The following is a 23,865-nucleotide window of genomic DNA, read 5'->3' as shown; positions in this document are numbered from 1 at the left end:
CGAGGCGGACCATCCCATTAATGGTAGGGCCCGGCGCCAAGCGCGAAGCCGTCGCACACTTTCGGGCCGTCATGGGCCTTTCGGAACGTCGGGCCTGCAGCATCGTCGCCATCGACCGCGCGACGGTCCGCTACACGCCAAAGCGGCCGGCGGACACGCAATTGCGCGAGAGACTTCGGGAGCTAGGCAACGCGCGCCGCCGCTTTGGCTATCGGAGGCTGTTCGTCTTGCTGCGTCAGGAAGGCGAGCGTTCCGGCAAGAACCGCATCTACCGGCTCTATCGCGAGGAAGGGCTCATGGTGCGCAAGCGCCGCGCCCGCCGCCGCGCGGTCGGAACAAGGGCGCCGATCCTTATAGAGCCAAGGCCGAACGCACGCTGGTCGCTGGACTTCGTGCATGGCCAGTTCGCTTGTGGCCGGCGGTTCCGCATCCTCAACATCGTCGACGACGTGACGCGCGAATGCCTGGCGGCGATCTCTGACACATCAGGGGCAGGTCACCCGCTCGCTGGCGACCCCACGCAAAGAGACTTGGGATCCGCTTACCGAACCCGACGCAAGCTCTCCACTACTGTCTTGAACTTTGTGCGGGCTTAGACCCGTTGCTTCCCGTTTGGCGTTCTCTGATCCTCGGGGGCGAATGTCGGCCGGGCGTTCTTGGCCTCTGCGCGACGCGCGATCGCCAGCGCCGTCATCTCGCGATGGTCCTCGATACAAGGAGCCCGGCCAAGGATGGCCTGACGAGGCGATAATAAGAGACAGGATCGTGCTCCTCGCAGCCAGCGTCGCGTCGAGGGGAGGTGTCGAACGCCGTGCCACTTCTCCTCATGCGCGCCTGTTCAACTTGTCTTTTCCTAAGCTAAAATCGTCCATCTCTTTGATGCGCCATGCGCCCCTATTGGTATCAGTGATGTTCAAGCACTTTTATTGGCTCGTCGTCTTCTGGTTCCGAAAGGCGCTCTGGGTTCTGAGTGGGCGACCGCGGCTTTCTCGACAGGACGTCGACGTGATGGACGACCGGACCATTCGTCTGTTCGTCTCGTCGACTTTCGTGGACATGCAGGAAGAGCGACTCCTCTTGCAGGAAGACGTCTTTCCTATCGTCCGGCGTCACTTATGGGAGCGCGGCGTCAATTTTGTTTACATCGATCTTCGCTGGGGCGTCACGCGCGAGGAAGCGCAGGCGGGCGAGGTTCTTAGAATCTGCCTGCGCGAGATCGACCGGTGCCGGCCGTGGATCCTAGGCATGTTGAGCAATCGCTACGGATGGGTCGATCCAAAGACACATGAGCGTCTTTCCGCCGAGCCGCGCTTCGGCCGTCTGCTCGATCACTCCCGCGCCAGCGTGACGGAGCTCGAGCTGCGGCACGCGATCACGAATCGGCCGGTCGACAGCCCGGCTCCGGCGGCGCTGCTCTATTGGAGGGTCGCGCCGGCCCCGGACACGCCCTTCGCCAGCCTCGTGTCGGACCTCGAAAACTCAGGCGCGCCGGTGAAATCCGCCCCGGCGGATCTGCGCGCATTTGCCGACATTTTGCGGGATGAGCTGATCGCGCTCGTCGACGCGCGCCTCCCGCGCCGACCCGCCCTGCCGCTCGCGCAGTTTCTGGCGCGCGCCCGTACCGAGGAAAGGCGAAACGGCTTTGTGATGCGTCGAGAGGTCAAGACGCTCGTCCGGCTGGCCGCCGGTTCGGCGGGCCGTTATGCGCTCGTCGGCCCGGACGGCTGCGGAAAGAGCGCCGTCATGGCCGCGGCTGTGCGCGCGCTTGAGGCGGAGGGCCGGGTCAAATGCGTCGCGGCCTTCGCGCCTGGCGGCTTCCGCAACTGGACCGGCGCGTTCAAATCCGTGCTAGAGCAATTGGGCGATTCCGGCCATGGCAAGGCCGGCGGGCCCGCGAGCCTCACCCGCCGCTTCCACGACGCCGTGAAGGCGGCGTCGGCCCTCTCGCCTCTTTGTATATTTATCGACGACGTCGCGGCCGCCGCCGGCGACGATCTCGCTTGGCTGCCGGAGTTCATCCCGAACACCGTCATCGTCGTCGCCCTAAGGGGCGGCACGCGTGAAGCGGCCCTCGCCGGTTCGCACGGTTACGCATCCGTCGACATCGGACCGCCGGACGCGAGGCTCGCGCAGGAGATGATCGAGCGCTATTTGCTCGCTTACGCCCGCCGCCTCGACGAACCTCAGCTCGCGCAGCTACTATCGAAACGCCGCAGCGCCCGCGGCTATTTGATTGCGGGAGAGGAACTCCGCCAGACCCAGCGCTTCGAGGATCTCGACGCCTCGGTCTCTGAATTGGGAACGCTGGGAGACGATGAGGCGCTGGCGCGACGCGCGCTGGCGCGCATCCTAGACGGCCGTCCCTGGGCGAAGGAGGTCATACTCGCAGTCGCGGTCTCGGAAATGGGCATCCCCGACGAGACGCTATGTCAGCTCGCCCAGACGAGCGGGGGCACCGGGCGACAGATCGACATCAGCCTCCTGCGCGAAGCGGTCGGCGAATATGCGACGAATAACGCCGGACGTTTGCTGTTCGTCAATGACGTGTTCCGCCGCATCATTCTCGATGCTGGCAGCGACGATGACCGTGTCCGCATGCGCCTCGCGATCATCGACGTGAGCCTGTCGCAGGTCGAGGTGCCGGGCGCGGCGTTGGAAATCCTCTCCCAGGCCGAGGCGATCGGCGACTGGCCGCGGCTGGCGGTGTTCCTCGCGCGCTCCGACCTCGCCGCCGCCCTGATGCGGTCGAACCCCGAGGCTTTTGCGGCCGCGTGGAGCAATCTAAGCGCGCATCATCACAGTTCCCCAGAACAGGTCTACGGCGCCTGGATCGGCGTCGAGCCACCGGATCGCGTAGCGCTCGCAGCTGAATACCTCTCTCTACGCAGTGCCGCGCAGGTCGTCGAACGATTGGCGCAGGACGCCCTGGCGAGGAGGGACGCGGGCGACGCGGCGACCCGGGTTCGTGCGCTTCTGGTGCTGGCCCGTTTCGCCGAGACGGCAGGACGACTGGACGACGCCACGGATCATTGCCGGGAAATCGAGCGCATGGCAAACGCAGCCGGGAACGACGCCCTTCGCGCGCTCGTCGCGGCGAACACGCTGCGCCTCGACTTCCTGAAAGGCGGCGCGGCCGCCGTGACGCGCCGTGTCGACGAAACGCGCGAGCGGGCGCGCAACTCTCCCGACGGTCGGGCCCTGGCGACCGTGCTGCTCGTGGAAGGTCTGGCGGCGCTAGATGTCGGAGACCTGCGCAAGGCGCGCGCGCATTTCGCCAGGGTGAAGCAGATCTCGCTGCGCGACGACGATTTCGCCGGCGGCGCGGCGGCCGAGGCCGGCCTGGCGCGTGCCGACCTGCTGCGCGGCTACAGGAAGTCCGCCGAAGAAAAGGCGCAGTCGGTTGTCGCGGTGGGCGAGTTGCTAGGAGACAACCGGTTAATACTGGAGGGCCTGGCCATTCGCACCGCCGTCGCGACGGATGACGCGGCGCGCTTCGCAGACGCGCGCGAAATCATTGCGTCGCGCCGGCGGATCGCCGAAGAGATGAACGACCAGATCGCCCTCATCGAAGCGGATATGGATGAGGCCATTCTGTTCGCCGGAAAGAGCGCTCTCGCCGACGCTGCGTTTCGGCTGGCCGAGAGCGCGCTTCGGCGGTCGCGGGCGCTCGGCCTGACGCGGCTGGAGAGAAAGATCGTCGGCGTTCTCAAAGCTTAGTTGACTCAAAGCTTAGCTAACGATCCGAGCGGCGCGTCAAAGCGGCGCGCAGGCCTTGATCTCGCTGCGGTCGGCGGCGTCGACCCCGAGCGACTGGCGCAGACTGCGCGTCGCTGGAAAGGCCTGACTGAATGCCACCAGTTTGAGCACGTCGTCGTCGACGCCGGCCTGCTCGCGCGGCGCGAGCGAGTCTGGAAAGACGCAGGCGTTCTTCCACACTTCCGCATCGACGGCAGGGCGGCGCTTCCAGGCCTCCACGAAAGTGCCTCGCATGATCTTGCCCGGCGCAGAAGGCGCCTTTAGACCGTTCGCGGTCAGACACGCCGCGGCTTTCGCCTTCAGCTCCTTGGGCATTTTGGGCATCGACGAAGCGATTTCATAGAGGAAACCGGCCTCGAGGAGCCTTGAGTTCCAGCGCGGCGTCTCCTGTCGCTTGACGTCGCCGCGCGTGTCGCTCGCGAGTGCCGTCAATTTCTCCATCGGAAAGCGGGCGCCCAGCTTGCCCGCAAAGGCCAGGCGGAAGAAGCGCTGCAGCGCCGTAAACTCGACGATCCCGTCGTAAATATCCTTCTTCTCCGCATTGGCGGCGACGTGGGCGCGGACCTTGTCCGCGATTTTGAGATCGGAGAACTCGTAGGGCTCCGACTGTTCGTCTCCTTCCTCAACGGACCTCCTGCCCAACTGGACGAGCTTTTGATAGGGCGGAGAGGTGAAAGCCACCTGCACCATGAACTGCAGCGCGTCCGGCTTGGGCTCTCTCAGGAAGGAGAGCGTCGCGTCGGGCTGATAGGCCGCTTCCCGCACACCGGACCAGATCTGGAACGTGGGAACCGGCAGCGTCGCCGCGCCGAGTTTGTCCCCGTCCCGCGTCGACGCAACAAAATTCTTGCCCTTGTCAATCACGCAGCCGGTGAAATCCTCGAGGTCTTTTTCCGGCCCCTTGCAACTCTCAACAATCTCGACGAAGTCGCGGTTGAAGTGATCGTAGCGGCGCAAACCCGGCGCGGTCTTGTTACGAACTCCAAGGGCGAGCAACTCATAGAGTTCACGGTCGTCTCTTCCGGGCGAGGCGGTCGCCAGCGACATCAACTCATGTCCTCTCCTCGTTGTTCGCTTGCGGAAATCCGCGTCTTCGCTGTCCGTCGTCGCCGGCAGCGCGTCGACGATGGCCGCCCGCGCCATTTCGTAGAGCATGACGTCGGCCTTGAACGACAGTTCCGCCTGCGTCCGCGCCGGATACTGGAGCGGACCCGTCGATTCGTCGGCGAAACGGTCGATGTTGATGGCGCGGCAGCCCAGCGCCGTGTCGCGCAGCGCCGGATGCAACAGGATCTTGAGCTCGGAAAGCGGCTCCGCCGAGATCATGGTCGCCGTCAGGGCGCGTCCGTCCGCGGCGTAGGAGAGCGCGCCATGGACCGTGGAAGCGTGAAACGGACCGGCGTCGACCGTCGCGCCGTCCGCCGCGACGAGATGAAAGCGCAGAGCGCCGTTCTCCCGCGACCAGTCGAACGACCGGAAGTCGAGCGCCGGCGCGCCGCCTTCCGGATCGCGGCCGATGAGGACGCCGCCGACGCGTGCAAAGCCGCGCAACATGCCGAAGCTGCGGGCGCGAGTCACGGCGGTTGCCGACGCGGCGCGGACGGGGGCCCTCGGCTCCGCGACCGGGCGCGACCGCCCACCGCCGCCACCACCGCCACCGCCCCCGCCCCCGACTGAGGGTGGCGCGACTTCCTCGAAGGACATTGTCGCGCCAGCCGCGTCCGTCGCCTCATTAATCGCCCGAGCCGCGCCGGCCACTTCGCTCGACTCCACTCGCGCGGCGTAAACAGCCTTGGTCAATTCGCGGCGCTTGGCCGCGACGTCGGCGTTCACACCCTCCCGAAGGCCGGGCGTCGCTCGGGCCATTTCGCCCAGCGCCGGGTCACTGGGCAATGTCGCGGCGACGGACGCGCGCAGCGCGCTGAATTCACCCATCGCCAGCGACCGGCGCGCGACATTATCGAGCGCGGCGTTCGCCGCCGCGAGGTCCCGCGTCTCCATCAGCGTCGCGCGGAAGGAGGACGACATCGCCGCATTGACGCGCGCCCCCACCGCCGGATCGACGGCGCCGTTCATCCACTGCAGCGTTTCCGGCGTTAGGATGTCGCCGGCGGCGGCGTGCGACGCGCCGGCGAAGATTTCCGTGAACAGAATATTCGCGACCTGCGCCGGCCGCGCCACCTGCTGATAGCTCGCGCTGACGCGCATGAGGGCGTCGCGGAGCTCCGCCGACGCCGTCATCATCTCCTCGACCTGACGCGCCACGGCGCGTCCGGCGGTCGTGACGGGACGTCCGTCCTCCCGCGCCAGCGCCGCCGCGACATTCTCGGCCGATCTGGTCAGGCCGGGGATTTCCCGTTCGCGGTCGCCGATCCCTCCCGGCAGACGCCTCGGATGAACCTGGCCCTCGTCAACGTAAATGTCGCCGTTCGGATGATCCGCGGCGACGAACTCCAGCACCTCGCGCCGCGCCTTGTCGGCGCGCAGTTCTGCCTGGGCGCGCTCAATCTGCGCGTCGGACGGCGTTTCGAGCGGGATCGCCTCCCGCGTCCGAATGGCGCGGGCAATGCTGTCCCCGAGACTGCGTTCGAACGCCTGCGCGATGAGGTTCGCGCTCCTCGCGATCTGGACGGGGCTCGGTTGCGACGCCTCCGCCGTCTCCGGCTGCGGCTTCGACTGCGCCGTCGCCAGCTCCCGCTCGAGACGCTGCGCCTGCTCGCGTCCGGCGAGATTGACATATATGTCCGCGAGTTTCGCCTCGCGCGCCGCCAGCTGGCCGGCAATGGCGCCGTCGGCCACGACCAGCATCGTCGGAATGGCCAGCAGCAGATTGAGCAGCAACAGCCCGCGCTGCCCCCAGCTCAGCTGCTGCAGCAGGCCCCGGCTGATGAAGACCCGGCCCAGCTTCTCGCGCCAGCCGAGCGCTTTCCTCGGAATGTCGCCCTCGACCACTTCGAGCGGCGACACGACGATGCGGCGATCGAGGTCGGCGATAAGTAGGAAGCTGCGCACTTCGTCCGATTGTTTCTCGAGCTCGTCGAGCTCCTTCGCGAACTTGCCGCGCTCCGCGTCGTCCTGCGCGTCGACGAGCTTCTGGACGAGTTCGCCCTGCTGCGCCTGCAGGCCCTCCAGCACGCCGGCGATCTTCTGCATCGACTCGGTCGGCGGCAGTTCGGGCAGGTTTCCCTCCCGCGCCTGTTCGAGCAACACCTCGGCCTGCGCCTGCCGGATCTGCTGGATCGCGCCCGTCACCTTCTGGGTACGGTAACGCCAGATCCAGAACGAAAGGGCCGCCGCCGCCAGCGCCAGCAGCAGCATGCTGCCGCCCTGCTCCACCGTCATGATGGCGGCGCGGACCTGTTGCAATCGCTCGATTGCGCCTTCGACCGCCGCCGTCGTGTCGCCGCCGATCGAGCCGGCGAGAGCGATGGCTGCCCATGTCAGAAGCGAACTGACCGCCAGCACCATCCAGATCAGCCGCGACGCCTCGGCGATCGTCGAGAGCGTCGCCCAGAACCCGACCGAGCGGAGGCCGGTCCTGCGCAAGCTGTTGACCAGCGCCGGACAAAGGATGAAGGCGTGAAAGAGAAAAATTGCGGTGGTGGCCAGCGCGACGCCGGGAAGCGTGAAATCCATGGCATGCTCTCAAAAAAGGCCGTCGCCAAAAAGATGACCGAACCGGAAATTGGCGGGCGAAGAATATTAGCTGAGATCTGCGCAACAATCGAGCGCAATTTATTCAGCATACAAGCGTTCGCGAAGATCTTGGCTCGACATTGCGCACACGTTACGCGCGCTGCAACGCCAATAGGCGATCGTCCATCGGCGCGTTTTTGACCCTTTGGGGGCACCATCAATGCAATCCGCCGCTCGGCCTGACGATTGAGCGGCAGGTGCTGTCCGAACTTCTCGAACACGATCATCGCCAGCAGGCTCGGGCCCGCCCACGCGCGTGGTATCGGATGGAATGGCGCCGGCGCTTGCGTGATCTTCTCGCAGTCCCGGCAGGTGAACTTCTCCCGCACAGTCTCGATTGCTTTCCATTGACGCGGCATCGTCTCCAGCGTTTGCGTCACATCCTCGCCGAGCTTGCGCAGGCGCGAACCGCCGCAGCAGGCGCAGGTCCTGGGCGTCTCGATCACGACGCGTTCGCGCGGCAGATGCTCCGGTAATGCGTTGCGCTCCGGCCGCTTGCGCTCGAAGCCGGCGACTTTCGTCATTTTGGCGACAGCGCGCTCCGCGGCGAGTTCGTCTTCCGTCGCGCTCGCTTTCAGTTCTTCGAGTTCGAGCGACAATTGATCGAGCAGCCGCGCCGAACGCTCCGACTTCTGCCCGTGAATCTGACGCTGCCACTTTGCGATCTGAAGCTTCTACGCGGCGATCAGCGCCATGTCTTCCGACGCCTTCGCCCGCGCGACGGCCAGCTCCGCTTTCAGCACAGCGTTTCCGTCGAAAAGGGCTTTGGCCGCAGCGTCCATGAGCCGAAGTGAACCACAAACCGCGTGATTTGTGGCGCCCCAAAATGCACGCATCGCGACATTTTTTCGCCCCACCCCGCCCAGATTTCTGGCGCAGATTAGCCAGCGCTCTTGGGTCGCCACGTCAGCTGTGGGTTTCTCCAATCTATCCCTTCAAGCATATAGGCCATCTGACCGGCCGAAATCGACACCGCGCCCTCCGTCGCCGAGGGCCAGATGAACTTTCCGCGGTCGAGCCGCTTGGCATAGAGCGACAGACCGATCCCGTCGTGCCAGAGGATTTTGGCGAGATCGCCGCGGTGTCCGCGGAAAATGTAGAGATCGCCCGTATGAGGGTCGCGTTTCAATTGCTCTTGAACCTGAAGCGCGAGGCCCTGCATGCCGCGCCGCATGTCGGTGTGGCCCGTTGCAATCCATACCCGAACGCCGCTCGGAATCGGGATCATCGCCGCGACAGCGCCTTCAGCACACGCGTCAACGCCGCCGTCTCGACGTCCGACCACACAAGGATCCGTTCGCCCTCGGCGAGCACGATCTCAATCTGCCCGCTTGATCCCAGCCCGAATTCTTCCGCCGCTGCCGCAGGAGTAATCGTCACCGGTAGGATCGGCGCGAGTTTCTTCGGCTCCGCGGACGCCAAGCCGCACTGCCGACGCCAGGTGAAGAGCTGGTTGGCGTTAAGACCGTGCCGTCGCGCGACCTCGGCGATCGAGGCGCCATCTTCCAGGCTCTCGTCGATGATCCGGCGCTTCTCATCAAGGGTCCAGAATCGACGCCTGCGCCCGGGCGCCGCTCCACCATCGTCCTCGCCGTCCGACATCCGCAATAGTGTCCGCTTGTATTAGAAATGGACACGATCACCGCGCCATTCATGCGCAATCTATCCAAGCGCAGCGCGCTCAGCGCCAGGCGGTTCTCGCCGGAGGCTTACTGTGCTGAAAACCTCATTCACTTTGATACGGCTCCGAAATCGGCTAGGCTCGCTATATAATGGTTGTGAAAGGCCGCCGAGACCGTCGACGCCCTCTGGGACAGGATCGGCGCCTTGCTCCATGGAGCGCACCCCATTTGACCGGACATCGGGCGGGCTGCTTAAGCACTGAGGCGGATGAACTCCCGGGGGATCGGAACTTCAGGCCTCGGTGCGGGTGAACCTCTCAATAATCCTCGATCCAGCCGGGCAGTTGGCAAGGATCGTTTCGGCGTCCGGCAAGACTGCGAGCCTCGCGTAATCGTGTTTGAGCGTCTTCACAAAGCTTTCCGACATGCCGTTGCTCTCGGGGCTGCGCACCGGCGTGAACAGCAGCGTCAGGCCAAGCGCACGGGCCGTATCCGCGGTGTCCGCGGCGATATAGGCGCTGCCATCGTCGGAGAGCCACTCGACCCGGTGTGGGAGCTTCAAGTCGCCGAAACGGCGCTCGACGGCGGCGATCATCAGATCGCGCACCATCTCGCCGGAGACGCCGCCATTGGCGATCGCCGACCAGGCGATGATCTCGCGGTTGCAGGCGTCGATGACGAACAGCACGCGCACGACTTCGCCGTTGCGGGCCCGGATTTTGAGATGATCGGAACACCAACGGCAATTCGAGCGCAGCACAATGACGACGCCGTCATGGGTGCGGCCCGGCCGGCGCGCCGTATGTTGTTCGAGCGTCAGCCCATTGTTTCTGCATGATCCGCAACACGCGCTTGGCGTTCACGGGCGGCTTGCCCTCGGCCCGCAGCTGGCGGTTCGCCAGCGCACAGACGCGCCGATAGCCATAGGTCGGACGCGCGTCGACGATGGCGCGGATGAGCGGCGCAAGGTCCGCGTCCTCCGCCTTGTGATAGCGGCCACGGGGCTTTGTCGCGCCCTTCTTGCGCTCGGCAAGGTTGGAGCGGGCAACGCTGAGCGTTTCGGCGACGGCGCTCATCGGGAAGCGTCCGCCTTCCACGACACGAGCGGCAAGGTCGGTTTTTTTACCCGCGCCGTGTCGAGCGCTTCCCGGAGGATCTCGACCTCCATCGTCTTCTTGCCGAGCAGGCGCTCCAGTTCACGGACCTTCCTCTCGAGATCACGAACTTGCGAGGCGCTGACCACATCCTCGTCCGCCGCCACGGCGGCCTGACCGCCCTCGGCCATGCGCCGCTTCCAGGCGAAGAGTTGAGACGGCGCGACTCCGGCGCGGCGGGAGACGAAGGACACGCTCATCCGGGGCTGCGAGGCTTCCTCCACGAGGCGGACTTTCTCGGCCGCACTCCAACGCCGGCGGCGTTGCACAGAGGTGATGACTTCGACGCGCGAAACCGGCGTCTCGGGGACATTGGTCATAGTCGTATTCATAGGCTTACGCCTATGCCTTGTTGCTATGCCCGATGTCCGGTCAAAACAGGGTGCACTCTAGAGCGTCTACATCGGCGGGGGTCCGGACGCCGATCGGCCCGTAAACGCTCGTCGTGGTCATAGCGTGGTGCCGATTCACACCGTAGCGATTGCGTGAGCGCGGCGAGGATGGCACTGGGGTTCTTATTCCGAATCTGGAAATGATGGGGTCACATCCTGAGCCATCAACTGCGTGTCAAGTTCGCTTGCTCATTTGTTCATGTTCGTTTCGAGCTCACTTTCGATATCCTTCATCCACGGTCTCGCCTCGCCTCGTTCTTCGAAAGCCACGTAAATCAATCGCAGATTCCGCAAAGTCGTTTCGGGCTCCCAGCCCTCACGGATGATCGGCAACGCTTGCGCGAGCGCGTCAATGGCGCCGTTTTCGTCCTTGGCCAGAACGGCTAGTTCGAGCAGCGTCGCATAGTCCCAGTAGTCTGGTTTGCCGGAGGCGATATTGCGTTCCACAGCATAGCGCACGACGGGCAGGATATGGTTCACGCGGTTATCCGGCGAAGTCCGAAGCGTCATTAGCGTCACGGCGTTGACGCCGGGATAGGCGTCACGCCAATCGGTCTCGAAACCTTTCACGTAGGCATCGATCGCCTTGTCGAGCAGTCCGCGAGCGAGAATTGTCTCCCCCTTCTTTAAGGCGGCTTCCCAACGGTCCTTATAGACGCGTCCGAGAAGGCCATACGTCTCACTACTCGGGCCGCGTGTCTCGATCAATTCGAGCAGCACGCGTTCAGCCTCATCTCCGCGCCCAGCGCGGTTGAGGCCGAATGCAAGCTGCTCCTGCACGAGCGGCGTTCGCCGCAGCGGATGGGGCATGGCCCCCGCCACGCGGATCATTTCGTCCCACGCGCTCTTTGCGCGGTAGGAAAGCAGCAGATCGACCAGCACGCCGGCCTCGGCGCGCTCGAGCGACCCGAGGCTTCGCTCGATCGCTTCGATCGCTTCGACACTCTGCTTGCGAGCCGCCAGGAGCCGCTCCTTGATCGTGGCCGAATATTCCACGCGCTCGCGGAACACATCGGTCTTGATGTGCTGGATGTCCGGAAACCCCTCGACGAGTTGATACAGCGGGCTGTCCACGGTGCCGGACGTGGCTGCGGCGAGCAATTGCGCGAGCTTGGCCCTGTCTTCTTCCGCTGCGCTGGGTTTCCCGTCGGGTCCGAGTCGGTACGGCAGCGTCCTCATCGGCGCGACGTCGAAGGGAAGGCGCGCGCCTTCGGCTGCGAACAGCAGCATCGTCGTCGCGGGCTTTACCGCGTGACGCACGCCGAGTTCATAGAATACGTTGGCGTTTGCGGTGGTCAAATCGGCCACGGCGAATTCGCACAGTATGAGCCGCTCGAACATCGGCTTGTGGATAATCCCGCCTGCTTGCTCTTCATCGGCGCGCAAGGGCAGGAGTTCCGCCCTTTCAATCGCGGGCTTTATTAATCCATCGTAGACCGCGTCGAAATCGATCGTCGCGCCGCCGGATCCCGGTTTTCGGCCGAAGGGCATGAGGACAAAGCAAAGGGGCTTATGCATCGTTTGTCTCGCGTTTGGGATGGTGAGTCGCCGTCGTTCGCCTCACCGATTCGGGTCGCCAAAGATTTCGCCCAGTTTGCGCACAAGATTGCGATACGCGACCTCGGCCGCGATATTACGGGCGTTCAGATAGGTGGAACACAGCTTCCAAGGGTTCTTGCTACGTGATCTTCGTCGAACCTCCAACGGCCGCTTCGCAAACGCCTTCCATGAATTTGCACACACAGCCTTCGAAAAAGCTTCAGGCCTTCTTCATCGTCTCGCCTGTGAGATTTTTTCAATCGCCATGCTTAGTGTGTGCTCAGAGCCAAGAGAAAGCGTTATGGCGTCATAGGCTTGACCCCGGGACTCTAATCGCCACTCGATGAAAGTTCAGGGGCAGGCCACCTGGCAAAAAACGTGGGACCGACAAATTTACTGGGTTGTCCAGAGGCGATCACGGCCGTTTTCCCGCAGACGACCTGCATCGTTCATCTCATTCGAAACTGGAATGATTTTGCTTCCTGAAGGATCGCACGAGCATCGCCGCCAAGCTGAAGGTCTATCGCGGCAAAGACGCCGATGCCGGCTAGAAGGCGGGAGCGGACCACTCTACGAGCTACACACCCATGGCCTTATACCACTCAGGCCTGTCATAGTAGCGCCAACCTTTAGCCTTTTCCTCTAGGCTCCACGCATGAAATGCTTTGCAAAAATTTTCAAGCGCATACTTAATTGCGTCTTTTTTGAAGGGAACGTGAATGGCGCAGGCTTCCCGAAGGATCGTCGGGCATCGATCCGGATCCATCTGTGTTTTGTTGTTCAAATTCGCGACTACGATCGGAAGTCCGAGTTCCAACGCTAACTCAATTTCCCAGCGTACAAACTTGTGTAGGTACTTTGTGCTTTCCCCTACGATTACGACAAGCGCGTCGGATTTTTTCATGCGCTCTTTCAAGACGGATTTGACATAATATTCATCTTGAGCGCGCCCGGTCATCGAATCCAAGTCGTGTGCGTCCTCGAAATCGAAGTCAATGCGTTCGTTCGTTTTCCAACCCTTCATATAGGCATACGCCCACTTGTCCTTGTCGCCGTCGAAGGCGACGTATATTGGCCCCATCTCAACGCTCCTCCAAAAGCAGTGGACTCCTCACGTCACCGAGCTAAAATCTGCAAGCTGCGCCTAAGCGGGCTGATTTCTTGGCTTACTACAATCAACAAATTTCCTACAATCACAAATTTCGCAAGGAGCCAATCATGGTTCTGACCAAAACTCAGCACTTGTCATCAAGTAACATGCCAAAACGCATTTTGTCGCTCGATGGGGGCGGCATTCGCGGTATTCTGACGCTCGAATTTTTGAGCCTCATTGAAAGCAAGCTGAAAACGCGTTTCAATCGGCCAGATTTTGTGCTGAGCGACTATTTTGATCTGATTGGCGGCACCTCAACGGGATCGATCATCGCTGCTGGACTGGCTTGCGGGATGTCCGTTGAGGAGTTGAAGGATCTATATCGTGAAATCGGCTCTCAGGTTTTTAAGCAGGGCTTCTTGCGCAACGGCATTTGGGCTCCAAAATTTCCGGCCGACCGGCTCCAACAGGCCTTAGATGAAAAGCTTGGCGCAGATACGACGCTCCAGAGCGACAAGATCCGCACTGGCCTCATGATCATGACGAAGCGATTAGACACAGGCAGTCCCTGGCCGCTACACAACTGCCCGGATGCGCCTTACGCAAAGCAGGATGGTCAACTTCGTTTAACGCAAGTCGTTCGGGCGAGCACCGCGGCGCCGACATATTTTGAACCGGAATCTATCGCTATCTCATCTCGAGACGGCTCCAGTGTGAATGGCGCATTCGTTGATGGAGGCGTGAGTCCGTTCAATGATCCTGCGCTGCAGCTTCTCATGGTCGCTGCGCTTGCCGGCCACGGGTTCAAATGGCCGAGGGGCAAAGATAAGCTCCTCCTGGTTTCCGTCGGCACGGGAACTTTCAAGGAAACGCATCAAGCAGACGCGCTTGTCGGAATGTTGACGGCGAAACAGGGCCTCATCGCGCTGCAATCGCTAATGGATGATTGTGGTCGGATGAATCAAGCTATTCTCCAATGGCTGACCCACTGCTTGACGCCCTGGACGATCGATCGAGCTATGGGCGACATGAAATTGGACAGTGAGGGCGGGCCGCAACTCGCGACCTATGCGCGCTACAACGTCCTTCTTGAGAAGAACTGGCTTAAAAGGGAATTGGGCGTTCAATTTGACGCCAGCGCTCTCTCTCAAATTGCTCAGATGGACAATCCGAATAACATGGATCAGCTCGCAGACTTGGGTAAGCGCGCGGCCGTGAAGCAGATTAGCGCGGAGCATTTCGACATCGTCTTCGACCTTTAGTCGATGAAAGTGCGATCGGGCTCGTGGATTTCAGATGATGCGAGCTTATCTAGCGACCAGGGCAATACCAATGTATGCGACCTTTTTATTCGAAGAGGACCTGCTCGATGGCCCCAACTCCAGATCGCACCCCGAGGAAGGTCGTTCTGTTCAGCGGGCACATGATCGATGCTCCGGGTCGTAAAACGTTGCGTTTTCCGGCCGATAAAGAACCAATAGCGGCTCACGCCATTGGCTCAACGTTGGATAATATTGGGCTCGCGGCGAGCGATCTTTGCATATGCGGGGGCGCGTGCGGTGGCGATCTGATCTTTGCCGAGGCGGCGCTTTCGCACAATGCCAAAACAGAGCTCTATATTCCGTTCGACGAGAAGACCTTTCTCGAAAAATCCGTCGAATTTGCCGGCGACAAGTGGCGCAAGCGCTTTTTCGCAGTGAAGTTACGCGGAGTCTTGCATGTGATGCCGTTGGAGCGAGAAATCGACCCGGAAGCAAATCCATACGAGCAGAATAATCTCTGGATGCTCGAGGCGGCTGAGCGCTTTGGGCCTGAACGCGTCGACTTCATATGCCTTTGGGATGGCAAGGAGGGAGATGGACCTGGCGGTACGGGGCACCTGATGAAGGAAGTCGCCAATCGAGGCGGACAAACCTACTGGCTTGACACCACTAAACTTTGGAACTGAAATCAATAAAACTCGCGCGGCGCCACGTCGTCCGCAAATTTATGGCCCCCGCTGCGCGCGCTTATGTGATCGACCGCGCGTTGAGAGACTTACTCGGTCGGGACGATAATGCCAGTGACGATGTGCTTCGTGCGATGCGCAAAGCAGTTTGCGCCCCTTCGCAGCACGCGGTCGACCGATTGGCCGATGGTTCGCTGCCACTCCCGAAACTGCCGCTGGCGCTGGACGCTCTGAGCGGAGTAGCGCGTGAAAATTACGAAGCGATCATACGGCTGTTCAGAGCGACGTCTGGGCCGATACTTCCTATCGCTCGGCGAAGAACGAAGCGATGCTGCCGCGGCGCGGCTTCGTCTCGCGCATTCATCGCAAGAAGCCAAAGGGCAAGCCGATGCCCGAGCGCATGCGTATCGCCAATGCACTGAAGTCGAAAGTGCGCAGCGCCGTGGAGGACGTCTTCGCCCACGAGAAGGGACCAATGGGCCTCGTCGTGCGAACGATCGGCATCGCACGGGCTAAAGTGAAAATCGGCTTGGCTAATCTCGCCTACAACATGCGCCGTTTCCTCTGGCTGATGAAGAAATGCGCTGCCGCATAAGGTCGACGGCCGAAAGGCCGGCGACGGTCGCTGTCGAAAGCGGTCGGAAATTGGTCTGGTGATCGTCGCAGATCACATCGACCGGTTGTCCGATCCGTATCAAATGCAAAATCGCGGCTTCTGGAGGTCTCCAGCTGTATACAGCGTTTCAATGCGTTTCGCGTCGATTGTGGGAATGTAGATCGCTTCCAGCCCTCGAGGCATCCTCTCCACCGATCAGAGAAAAGCGATGCAGCAACCCTGTGTCTGTGGACGGCATCATCTCAATTTTTCAGCCGAACTTGAATCGTTCGCCTTTAGCGTGCTTTGGATAATGTCAATTCGATTACGCTGACGCCAATTCATAGCTTCGAGTTCCCATTTGAATAATTCATACAGCGCTTCACAGGCGGACGGATTTTGGATTCTTTCGCGAGCATAACGAGCATGACGAGTGAACAAAAACAGGCGTATGATTTCCTTATCAATTTGGCGCGCCTTGGCTGGCTGACCCGCGCAAGTCCAACCAATCGCCATCCAACTATAAGCATTATCGATAGCGTTCCCTCTAGGGTGGTCTCGGCGAAGCGCGTCGAATGTCGTAACCGCCTTAGCCATGTCTCCGACGATGACGCTTTCGGCAAAAATTTGCTCCGCCAAGACGTCGTCGAGCAAGGGAGAACTTGGAAATTCTTTGCCAAACTCGAGATTTGCGGCGGCTACCTTTATCGGATCGAATTGGGCGAGAAGCCTGATTTGCTTATAATAGAGCCATTGTCGCAATTTTGAATAGTCGGGCGTCTTCGGCAGAAGATCGAGCGATCGCCGTGCGATGTAAATACTCTGACGCAAATCCTTGTGTTTTGGTGTTGGTCCCTGTCGCGAAGATTTTTTTTCAAAATCGGATTCGTCAGTTAAGGCGTATTTGACGACGATCTCTTTGACTTTGGCTGAAATTGCCGAGGGAGAGCGATCGCCGGGATTTTTGAGCATATCTTCGATTTGTCCAATTTCACGCGAGGAATGATAGAGATAAATGACGTCCCCAAGGGACGTCATTTCGAGGTGAAATTTTTTGAGGATCGCCTCGATCCGCTTAGGATCAGTCGTTACGGGTAGACTCTCGATCTTAATACCAAATGTATCAAGCGCTCGTTTAGCGCCGTCCATAACTGTCCGATATTGATGGGCATGATAAAACGAAGTCAATACGCTGTTCCAAACGTCGGGCTCCCCGGATAGGACCTTGCTTTTCTGCACGCGACTGAACGCATCTTCAGGTGACAGCGTTCCCAAAATGCGCGCAACCTGATGTATCGCGGGAAGGGAGTAATCGTTGTGGTCATAATTCTCGAGCTCCTCGGAAGGGATATCCTTCATGAACTTGATCGCGGGTTCAAAGCTCTCAAGTGCGGTTCCAATATTTCCCCGATGATACTCAAGCCACCCGAGCAGGTACGATGCATCGTCAAAATGTGGAGACTTCTGATCCTTTAGAACCTCCTTGAAATGCTTTAGAATATCATTTGTGTGGGAGATGAAGCTCGGATCATTACGGCAAAGAGGCTTCGAGTCGTAACGCTCAGGGAATTGATTAAAATAATTTACGCACTGAGATAGAGATAAGCCACCATCTCTATACTCATTTTGCGAGTCTGGGATGGTTAGCGCATAATTATAATAACCGTCAAAAAAACTTCTGGTAGCAAGTGTTTTGTATTTCTCTTCGATAGTGGGTTCTTTATATGGATGTTTATCCTCTGGATAATAAGAATCTTCATTTTCTATATTGATGTTATAAGTAACCTCTGCGAGATAAGAATAGTTTGAGCTGTAAATTGAAAATATCTCGTCGTCATCTGACTTGGATAAACGTTTATAAGTGTTTGTAAGCACACCTCTAAGCATTGAATGCCCTAGGGAATAGGCTAATACAGAATGGATTGGAGAGCCTGGATGAGCTTCTAGGGCTTCTCTGAAGCGTCCCAGAGAGTAGAGCAGGAACTCAGAAAAATTATCACCGGGTTCCAATTTGAGCTGACGCATGATTTGATCGCGAATTTCCGGAAACTCGGTTTTTTCTCCGAAAACGTCCACTGCTCTATAAGTTCCCATTTTCAAATGATTTATCACGCTTGTCGGAAGAACGGCCCATGCGTGGGAGTGATACTTTTTGATCGGAGCAGAACGAAAAATCTCATCAACGATCCTGTTTGCCTTATCAGGAGTAGTGTTGAGCGCGAGGCGACGGACCATGAAAGCAATTTCAGACCACTTTGATAAATCGTCACTCGGAGCCGTCCGGTCCGCCTCGAAGAACTGACGCGCCTGCGATTCAAAATTTCGTTCGGCCAAGGTGCCCGCAGCGACCATTGCTCGCTGGACCAGGATCTGTCCCCGCGATTCTTGTGAAATTATGATAATAAGTCCGTCTCCGCCTACAACGCGATAGACCGGACGCCTATCGTCGTCGGACCCTTTGAAATTGTCGTTTGGCGAAATAAGCAGTCCATATTTTTGTTCAAAACGACCTTTGATTTCGTCGTATTCTTCACTGGAGGTGGCAATTTTTTCTAATTTGGCATCTCCCCATATCAACACCTTCGCGTCTTTTAGTGTGAATTTCTTAGATGCTTCTTCTCCAAGCGAAGCAGCAGCTGTCGTTGAAATTTTTTTTAAGACTTGTTCAAAGCCGCCTTCTTCTTTATTTATTTTGTAAGCGTATAATATCTTATTATCAGAGTCTTTGATCAAGTTATCAGGCAGAGGCGCTGGTTGATGTTGGCGCTTTGCCACCGGTAGCTCACACGAAAATGTATGCGAGAATTCTATCTGGGGAGAGCATTTATACAGCGAACTCATTTCATCGTTCAACGGTTTCCTCAGGCTTATCGCCCCGATATTATATTCGCTCGCGTGACATGCTGGTCGCATTAAGAATAGGCAAGTGACGGCGTTTAGAAATGCAATTAAGGCAAGTGATTTCCTCATATTAGCCTCCAAAAAATTCGAAGCTAAGCGCATTTTGGGAATGTGGGCCCGTGTCGTCAAGCGTTAATGCTTCGCCCTACGTAGGAAGGCGACGGAGAATTCGCGCCATTCATCCATTCCGCTTTTGCGATGCGTTTTTTTTGAAGCAAAAATGCGGTAGCCTTACAGGATTATGTTGAATTTTTTTGGCGGGGGTTTAGATGGCCAAACTTTTCATCAGCCATTCGAGCTATAACGACGAGTGGGCGATTGCTCTGCGCGATTGGTTGATGGCGGAGGGCTGGAGCGGTCCGGACGATATTTTTCTGGATCTTGATCCAGAGAGGGGCATTGCGGGTGGCCAAAGATGGCAGCAAGCGTTCGCAGATGCCGCAACGCGTTGCGAGGCGGTCCTGTTTTTGGTCTCGGCGCAATGGCTTGCCTCGCACTGGTGTCACGACGAATATCAACTGGCCAATAAATATAATAAGAAACTCTTTGCGTTGCTGATCGACGATACGCCGCTCGAGACGCTCCCGGGCGGTCTTACTGCGCAGTGGCAAATTGTGAGGCTGAAGGGCGAGCCGGCCGAGCGCTTTATCGCGGTGCATCCGTATTCACAAAAGCAATGGCCCGTGCACATCTCGAAGACTGGCCTTACCCAACTCAAGAGCGGCCTTCAAAAGGCGGGCGTGGGACCTGAGAATTTCGACCTGCAGCGAGATGAGAATGGCATTTTTGGGTGGCGTTCTCCCTATCGCGGGCTTGAGGCGCTCGAGCCGGAGGACGCCGCGGTATTTTTTGGCCGAAGGGCCGACCTCGTCCGCGGCATGGACACATTACGCGGGCTCGCCACGCGCGCGCCGCCCCGGGTCGCCGTAATCCTCGGAGCGTCCGGAGCAGGTAAGTCGTCCTTCTTGCGCGCCGGGTTATGGCCGAGGCTATCGCGCGACGACGCTCAGTGGCTGCCACTGAAGGTCATTCGGGCTGCGCGCGGCGGCGCGATCGAAGGGCAAGAAGGCCTGCTTGCCGCGCTATTGGACGTCCATTTGCGATTTGCGCTCCGGTCCAGCCGCAGTCAATTGCGCGAGCGGCTACAGAGCGCCGATGGGTTCGTCAGCCTCTTACGTGAGCTGCGGCAGGTCGCGGCAAAACGCGCGCTTTTGACCGAGCCGCCGTTTCCCCTCCCGGTAATCTGCCTCGACCAGGGCGAAGAATTGTTCGCAAGCGACGAGGGAAAGGAAAGCGAGAGGCTGCTCTTGCTTGCGCGCGCGGCAAGCGAGGCGGACGAAGCGCTGATCCTGATCACCATCCGGTCGGACGCCTACAGCCGAATGCAGACTGCAAAGGCGTTTGCAGGGATCGACCAGGTCCCCATCAGCCTGGGACCGATGCCGCAAGGCGAGCTCGCGAGCATCATTCGCGAGCCGGCCGAAATCCTGCGCCGAAAGGTCGGGCCCGACGCCCCGGTGTTTGACGCGGCTGTGGTTGAGCGGCTGCAGGCTGAACTCGAGGGAGAGCCCGACGCGCTGCCTTTGCTTGCCTTTGTGCTGCAGCGCCTCATGCGCGAGCACGCTGGAGAAGGCGTCATCGGGCTTTCACAAATACATCGGTCCGGCGGGCTCGCCGAAGCGATTGAGTTGGAAGCCGAGGCGGCGTTTTCCGAGGCCGGATACGCACACAGTCGAAACGACCGTCGCGAGGCGCTGCGGAAGTTATTCATTCCGCCCCTCGTACGCATCAACCGCGAAAGTAACGCGGCGCAGCGCCATGTGGCGTCGCAGACCGAATTGTCGAGTGAGCTCCTACCGCTTGCACGCGCGCTCACCGAGCGACGGCTTCTGGTCGTCCGCGCGACGCTAGCGGTGGCCAAAGGCGCGTTCGGAGGGGCGACAGATGTCGAACGCGCAGCAAACGGCTCCGACCATACCCCAATAACCACGATCGAGGTCGCACACGAGGCATTGTTCCGCCACTGGTCGATGCTGGCCGAATTGCTCGGCGAGGACCGAGATGCGCTGCTGCTGCTCGACGGCGTGCTCCTCTCTGCCGAGGAATGGTCAAAGACTCAAGATTTGCGAAAGGCGGATTTTCTTCTCCATCGTGGTTCTCGATTGGCGAAAGCTCAAGCGCTCGGCTTTCGCGGCCCCAATTGGGCGCGCGAAATCGCTGCGGCGAAGGCGTATCTCGCAGCGTGCGCGGAGCGCGAGAGCGCCGAAAAATGGTCGAAGCGTCGTTCAAAGGCGATCGTCGGAGTTTTACTGGTGGTCATCGGAACTGGAGGATTGGCCGTATATAATTTTGATAGATTGCGACTTGCTTCTTATTGGTTCTTCAATGTCCGTCCTTACGTGAAGTCACAAGCGGACGAGAAGGCCTATTCAGAAAGGCAGGTGAAATTTAAAGAATGTCTGGACTGCCCGGAAATGATCTCTATTGCTAGCGGCGAGTTTCGCCGCGGCGGACCTCTCCTCGGAAGCCCCGCTCCAGATCGAGAAACGCCTATCAGCGACGTTAAAATAAGAAAAAGTTTTGCTGTATCGGTCACTGAGATCACGTTTTCACAATGGGATTTTTGTGCGAGCCAGGGCGTATGCAGATCAAATCTTTCGTCTAGCGAATGGGGAAGAGAAAACCAAGATGCTCCCGTGATGAAGGTTTCGTGGGAAGACGCGCAAACTTACATCAAATGGATTTCTGCTTTGACTGGAAAGCGATATCGACTACTTTCCGAGGCGGAGTGGGAATTCGCCGCGAGGGGAGGTACCACATCAGGCTATTCGTTCCCAGAGCCAAGTATCAATCAATACGCTTGGTATGAGTCAAACTCGAAAGGCAAAGGCAGCCCTCATCCAGTTGGCAAATTAAAACCAAATCCCAGTGGGCTCAAAGATATGCATGGAAATGTAGCTGAGTGGGTGGAGGACTGTTTTCATGATAATTACAACGGCGCGCCGCTTACTGAAGCAGCATGGACAACTGGCAGATTTTGCAATCACCGCGTGGTGCGCGGCGGACATTGGCAATCCGACGCCAAAGCATTACGGTCGGCCAGTCGCGATTGGCAACCAATAAATGACGACAGCAGTGATCAGATAGGTTTCCGTATAGCGCGGGAGCTCGACGGGTCTGCAAGCTCGGATTAGCGCTTCCAGGCGACGGTTTTCGCGCCTCGTCCAAATTACGAGCGCCCTTGATCACACGACTGATCCGCCTGCCGGCGTTCCAAAACCGGGAATTTTATGCGGCGCAGGCGATGCGTCGCTCCAATCACGACAAGCCCCGCATCATCTCGTGCGCGGAACTGACGAGCCGTCATATCGCGCTTCCCCGAGGGTGCTTTGACGCCGCGTTGGCCTACTCGAGTCGTTGGGGATTTTGGTCACGATCGAAGAGACAACGGCTTTCGGCAAGACCGTCGTGGCGATAAAAATGATCGCTGAGCGCAGCGTAAGCAATCTGATTCTCGTGAAGCGGCGTCAACTTCTGGACCAGTGGATCGTGCGAGTTATCGCCTTCTCCGATCTGCCTCGCGAAGCCGTCGGAGTAATCGGGGCGGACAAACGAAAGCCCAAGGGCGCGGTCGATGTGGCGCTGATCCAGAGCTTTGTTCGGAAGGGCGAGGTCGACGATCTTGTCGGCGACTACGGACGACGCGCACGGACGGCCACCATCCGATTATAGCGATGCAATGTGGTCCCATTAGCCACAAAATGGACCTGCGTTCGGAAGCGGCAAAACGTCCCTTCGACCATTTGATATGCGTCCGGGAAACCGGCTTTGCTGTCGATAGCGCGGCGCTCTCCGCAGCCGTTTCTATTCAAAAAATTTCAGGGCGCTTGTATCAGATGAGCAGCGGAACGCGCTCATCTTTGATGATATTTTGAATTCTCTTGACGCGGGACGATCGCCCGTTGTGCTTACGGAACGCACGGATCATCTTGAATCTATTGCGTCCAGACTGGAGCATTTTGCGAAGCATGTCGTCGCGCTTCTTTGGCCTGCGAGGCGCCGAAGAATCTGAGCGGCTACCAGACGCAGAAACGACAACCCAATCACGTGCTCTGCCAACAAGATCTTCAATTCGGCCCGGCAGGAATACGCCCGAGCCAACCCTTCCCGCACAACGCTCAGGCGGCGGCTCGCCAGCCGCCGCCTCTCCCCTTGTTAGTCGGGGGACGCAGCGCATGAAAACAGCAGTCGCCAAGCCTCAGCGCTGCGCGTAAGTCCACCGAGCATAATCTCGACCTCGCCTTCAACTCGCTCGACGCGCAGCGAGAAGCATGTGAGGCCTATATCAAGAGTCAGGCGCATGAAGGCTGGCGCCTCGTCGCCGATCGCTTCGACGACGGCGGATTGTCCGGAGCCTCGCTAGAGCGCCCGGCGTTACAAGGCCTTTTGGAGCAGGTCCAATCCCGTAAGATCGACATCATCGTGGTCTACAAAGTCGATCGCCTGACGCGGTCTCTCGCCGATTTCGCTAAGCTGGTCGAGCTCTTCGATGAGTTCGACGTCTCCTTCGTCTCGGTCACTCAATCCTTCAACACCACCTCAAGCATGGGAAGGTTGACCCAGAACGTGCTGCTGTCCTTGGCTCAATTTGAACGCGAGGTCATCGGTGAATGCGTCCGCAACAAGATCGCCGCCTCCAAGCGCAAGGGAATCTGGGTCGGCGGGCCGGTTCCTCTAGGTTATCGAAGCGTCGGCAAGAAGCTCGAAGTCGTTCCTGACGAGGCGGGACTGGTAAGAAAAATCTTCGCCGACTACCTGCGCCTTGAATCGATCGGCGAACTGGCGGCGGCGCTCGACCGGGAAGGCGTCAGACCAAGACCCCGGAAGCTCGCGAGCGGCAAAATTGTCGCCGCCGCGCGCTTCATGGTCGGTCCGCTCGCGCATATGCTTAAAAATCGCTTTTATGTCGGTGAGATCGCCTATCGCGGCGACATCCACAAGGGCGAGCACGAGCCGATCCTCGATCGCGATCTCTTCGACGCGGTGCAGGTGAGACTGGCCGAAGGTGCCGTCAAGCGAAAGCTCACGAGATCACGCTTCCTCGTCCATGCTCGTCGGTCTTCTCTTCGACGATCGCGGCAATCCGATGAGCCCGAGCCACGCTAACTA

11 protein-coding genes and 7 pseudogenes are annotated in these 23,865 nt (G+C 59.4%); 10 read left to right on the top strand and 8 right to left on the bottom strand.

From position 1 onward, the window contains the following. Nucleotides 1-20: 20 nt before the first annotated feature. Nucleotides 21-497: pseudogene (locus tag IYW40_RS12140) on the top strand (IS3 family transposase); the annotation flags it as partial. Between the two features lie 412 nt (nt 498-909). Beyond that, a complete protein-coding gene (locus IYW40_RS12135) occupies nt 910-3,717 on the top strand; it encodes a DUF4062 domain-containing protein (protein ID WP_196400652.1) in 2,808 nt (935 codons plus the stop codon). Between the two features lie 36 nt (nt 3,718-3,753). Here IYW40_RS12135 and IYW40_RS12130 read toward each other — a convergent pair whose 3' ends face one another. The 6 genes and pseudogenes from IYW40_RS12130 to IYW40_RS12105 form a co-directional block, all read right to left on the bottom strand. Beyond that, nucleotides 3,754-7,392, bottom strand: a complete 3,639-nt coding sequence (locus IYW40_RS12130) for a hypothetical protein (RefSeq protein WP_196400651.1) — start codon at nt 7,390-7,392, stop codon at nt 3,754-3,756. Between the two features lie 230 nt (nt 7,393-7,622). Then, nucleotides 7,623-8,234: pseudogene (locus IYW40_RS12125) on the bottom strand (IS66 family transposase zinc-finger binding domain-containing protein); the annotation flags it as partial. Nucleotides 8,235-8,332: 98 nt separating this feature from the next. Then, a complete protein-coding gene (gene tnpB / locus IYW40_RS12120) occupies nt 8,333-8,680 on the bottom strand; it encodes an IS66 family insertion sequence element accessory protein TnpB (RefSeq protein ID WP_196400650.1) in 348 nt (115 codons plus the stop codon). Next, nucleotides 8,677-9,015: pseudogene (locus tag IYW40_RS22125) on the bottom strand (transposase); the annotation flags it as partial. The pseudogene IYW40_RS22125 and the gene tnpB, both read right to left, overlap by 4 nt. Nucleotides 9,016-9,326: 311 nt before the next feature. Further along, nucleotides 9,327-10,548 (bottom strand): annotated as a pseudogene (locus IYW40_RS12110) (IS3 family transposase). A 261-nt stretch (nt 10,549-10,809) separates the two neighbouring features. Beyond that, complete coding sequence (locus IYW40_RS12105; RefSeq protein ID WP_196400648.1) at nt 10,810-12,138, bottom strand: TRAFs-binding domain-containing protein; 1,329 nt, start codon at nt 12,136-12,138, stop codon at nt 10,810-10,812. A gap of 414 nt (nt 12,139-12,552) precedes the next feature. Here IYW40_RS12105 and IYW40_RS21860 point away from each other — a divergent pair. Next, nucleotides 12,553-12,707: pseudogene (locus tag IYW40_RS21860) on the top strand (transposase); the annotation flags it as partial. A gap of 29 nt (nt 12,708-12,736) precedes the next feature. Here IYW40_RS21860 and IYW40_RS12100 read toward each other — a convergent pair. Further along, entirely contained in the window at nt 12,737-13,240 is a 504-nt protein-coding gene (locus IYW40_RS12100) for a TIR domain-containing protein (protein ID WP_196400647.1), read from the bottom strand. Between the two features lie 137 nt (nt 13,241-13,377). On the opposite strand from IYW40_RS12100, the gene IYW40_RS12095 reads away from it, so the two are divergent. The 3 genes and pseudogenes from IYW40_RS12095 to IYW40_RS12085 form a co-directional block, all read left to right on the top strand. Beyond that, complete coding sequence (locus tag IYW40_RS12095) at nt 13,378-14,514, top strand: patatin-like phospholipase family protein (RefSeq protein WP_196400646.1); 1,137 nt, start codon at nt 13,378-13,380, stop codon at nt 14,512-14,514. A 161-nt stretch (nt 14,515-14,675) separates the two neighbouring features. Next, nucleotides 14,676-15,200 carry a hypothetical protein gene (locus IYW40_RS12090; protein ID WP_246720763.1) on the top strand — a complete coding sequence of 175 codons (525 nt, stop codon included), beginning with the start codon at nt 14,676-14,678 and terminating at the stop codon, nt 15,198-15,200. 283 nt (nt 15,201-15,483) lie between these two features. Further along, nucleotides 15,484-15,795: pseudogene (locus tag IYW40_RS12085) on the top strand (IS5/IS1182 family transposase); the annotation flags it as partial. A gap of 258 nt (nt 15,796-16,053) precedes the next feature. Here the strand turns inward: IYW40_RS12085 and IYW40_RS12080 are convergent. Then, a complete protein-coding gene (locus IYW40_RS12080; RefSeq protein ID WP_210327263.1) occupies nt 16,054-18,570 on the bottom strand; it encodes a hypothetical protein in 2,517 nt (838 codons plus the stop codon). A gap of 395 nt (nt 18,571-18,965) precedes the next feature. Between IYW40_RS12080 and IYW40_RS12075 the strand changes: the two genes are divergently transcribed. The 4 genes and pseudogenes from IYW40_RS12075 to IYW40_RS21850 all read left to right on the top strand — a co-directional run bounded on the left by IYW40_RS12075 (nt 18,966) and on the right by IYW40_RS21850 (nt 23,862). Beyond that, on the top strand, nt 18,966-21,890 hold the full coding sequence (locus IYW40_RS12075) for an SUMF1/EgtB/PvdO family nonheme iron enzyme (RefSeq protein ID WP_196400643.1): 2,925 nt from the start codon (nt 18,966-18,968) through the stop codon (nt 21,888-21,890). A 223-nt stretch (nt 21,891-22,113) separates the two neighbouring features. After that, entirely contained in the window at nt 22,114-22,428 is a 315-nt protein-coding gene (locus tag IYW40_RS12070) for a DEAD/DEAH box helicase family protein (protein WP_196400642.1), read from the top strand. Between the two features lie 594 nt (nt 22,429-23,022). Then, nucleotides 23,023-23,349, top strand: a pseudogene (locus IYW40_RS21855) (recombinase family protein); the annotation flags it as partial. After that, on the top strand, nt 23,323-23,862 hold the full coding sequence (locus tag IYW40_RS21850; protein WP_348644272.1) for a recombinase family protein: 540 nt from the start codon (nt 23,323-23,325) through the stop codon (nt 23,860-23,862). The pseudogene IYW40_RS21855 and the gene IYW40_RS21850, both read left to right, overlap by 27 nt. The last annotated feature ends 3 nt before the right edge of the window (nt 23,863-23,865 follow it).

It is taken from the genome of Methylocystis sp. H4A, assembly GCF_015709545.1.
Taxonomy (GTDB): Bacteria; Pseudomonadota; Alphaproteobacteria; order Rhizobiales; family Beijerinckiaceae; genus Methylocystis; species Methylocystis silviterrae.
Note: the sequence above shows the minus strand (reverse complement) of the source record. Positions and strands in the feature narration are given on the sequence as shown.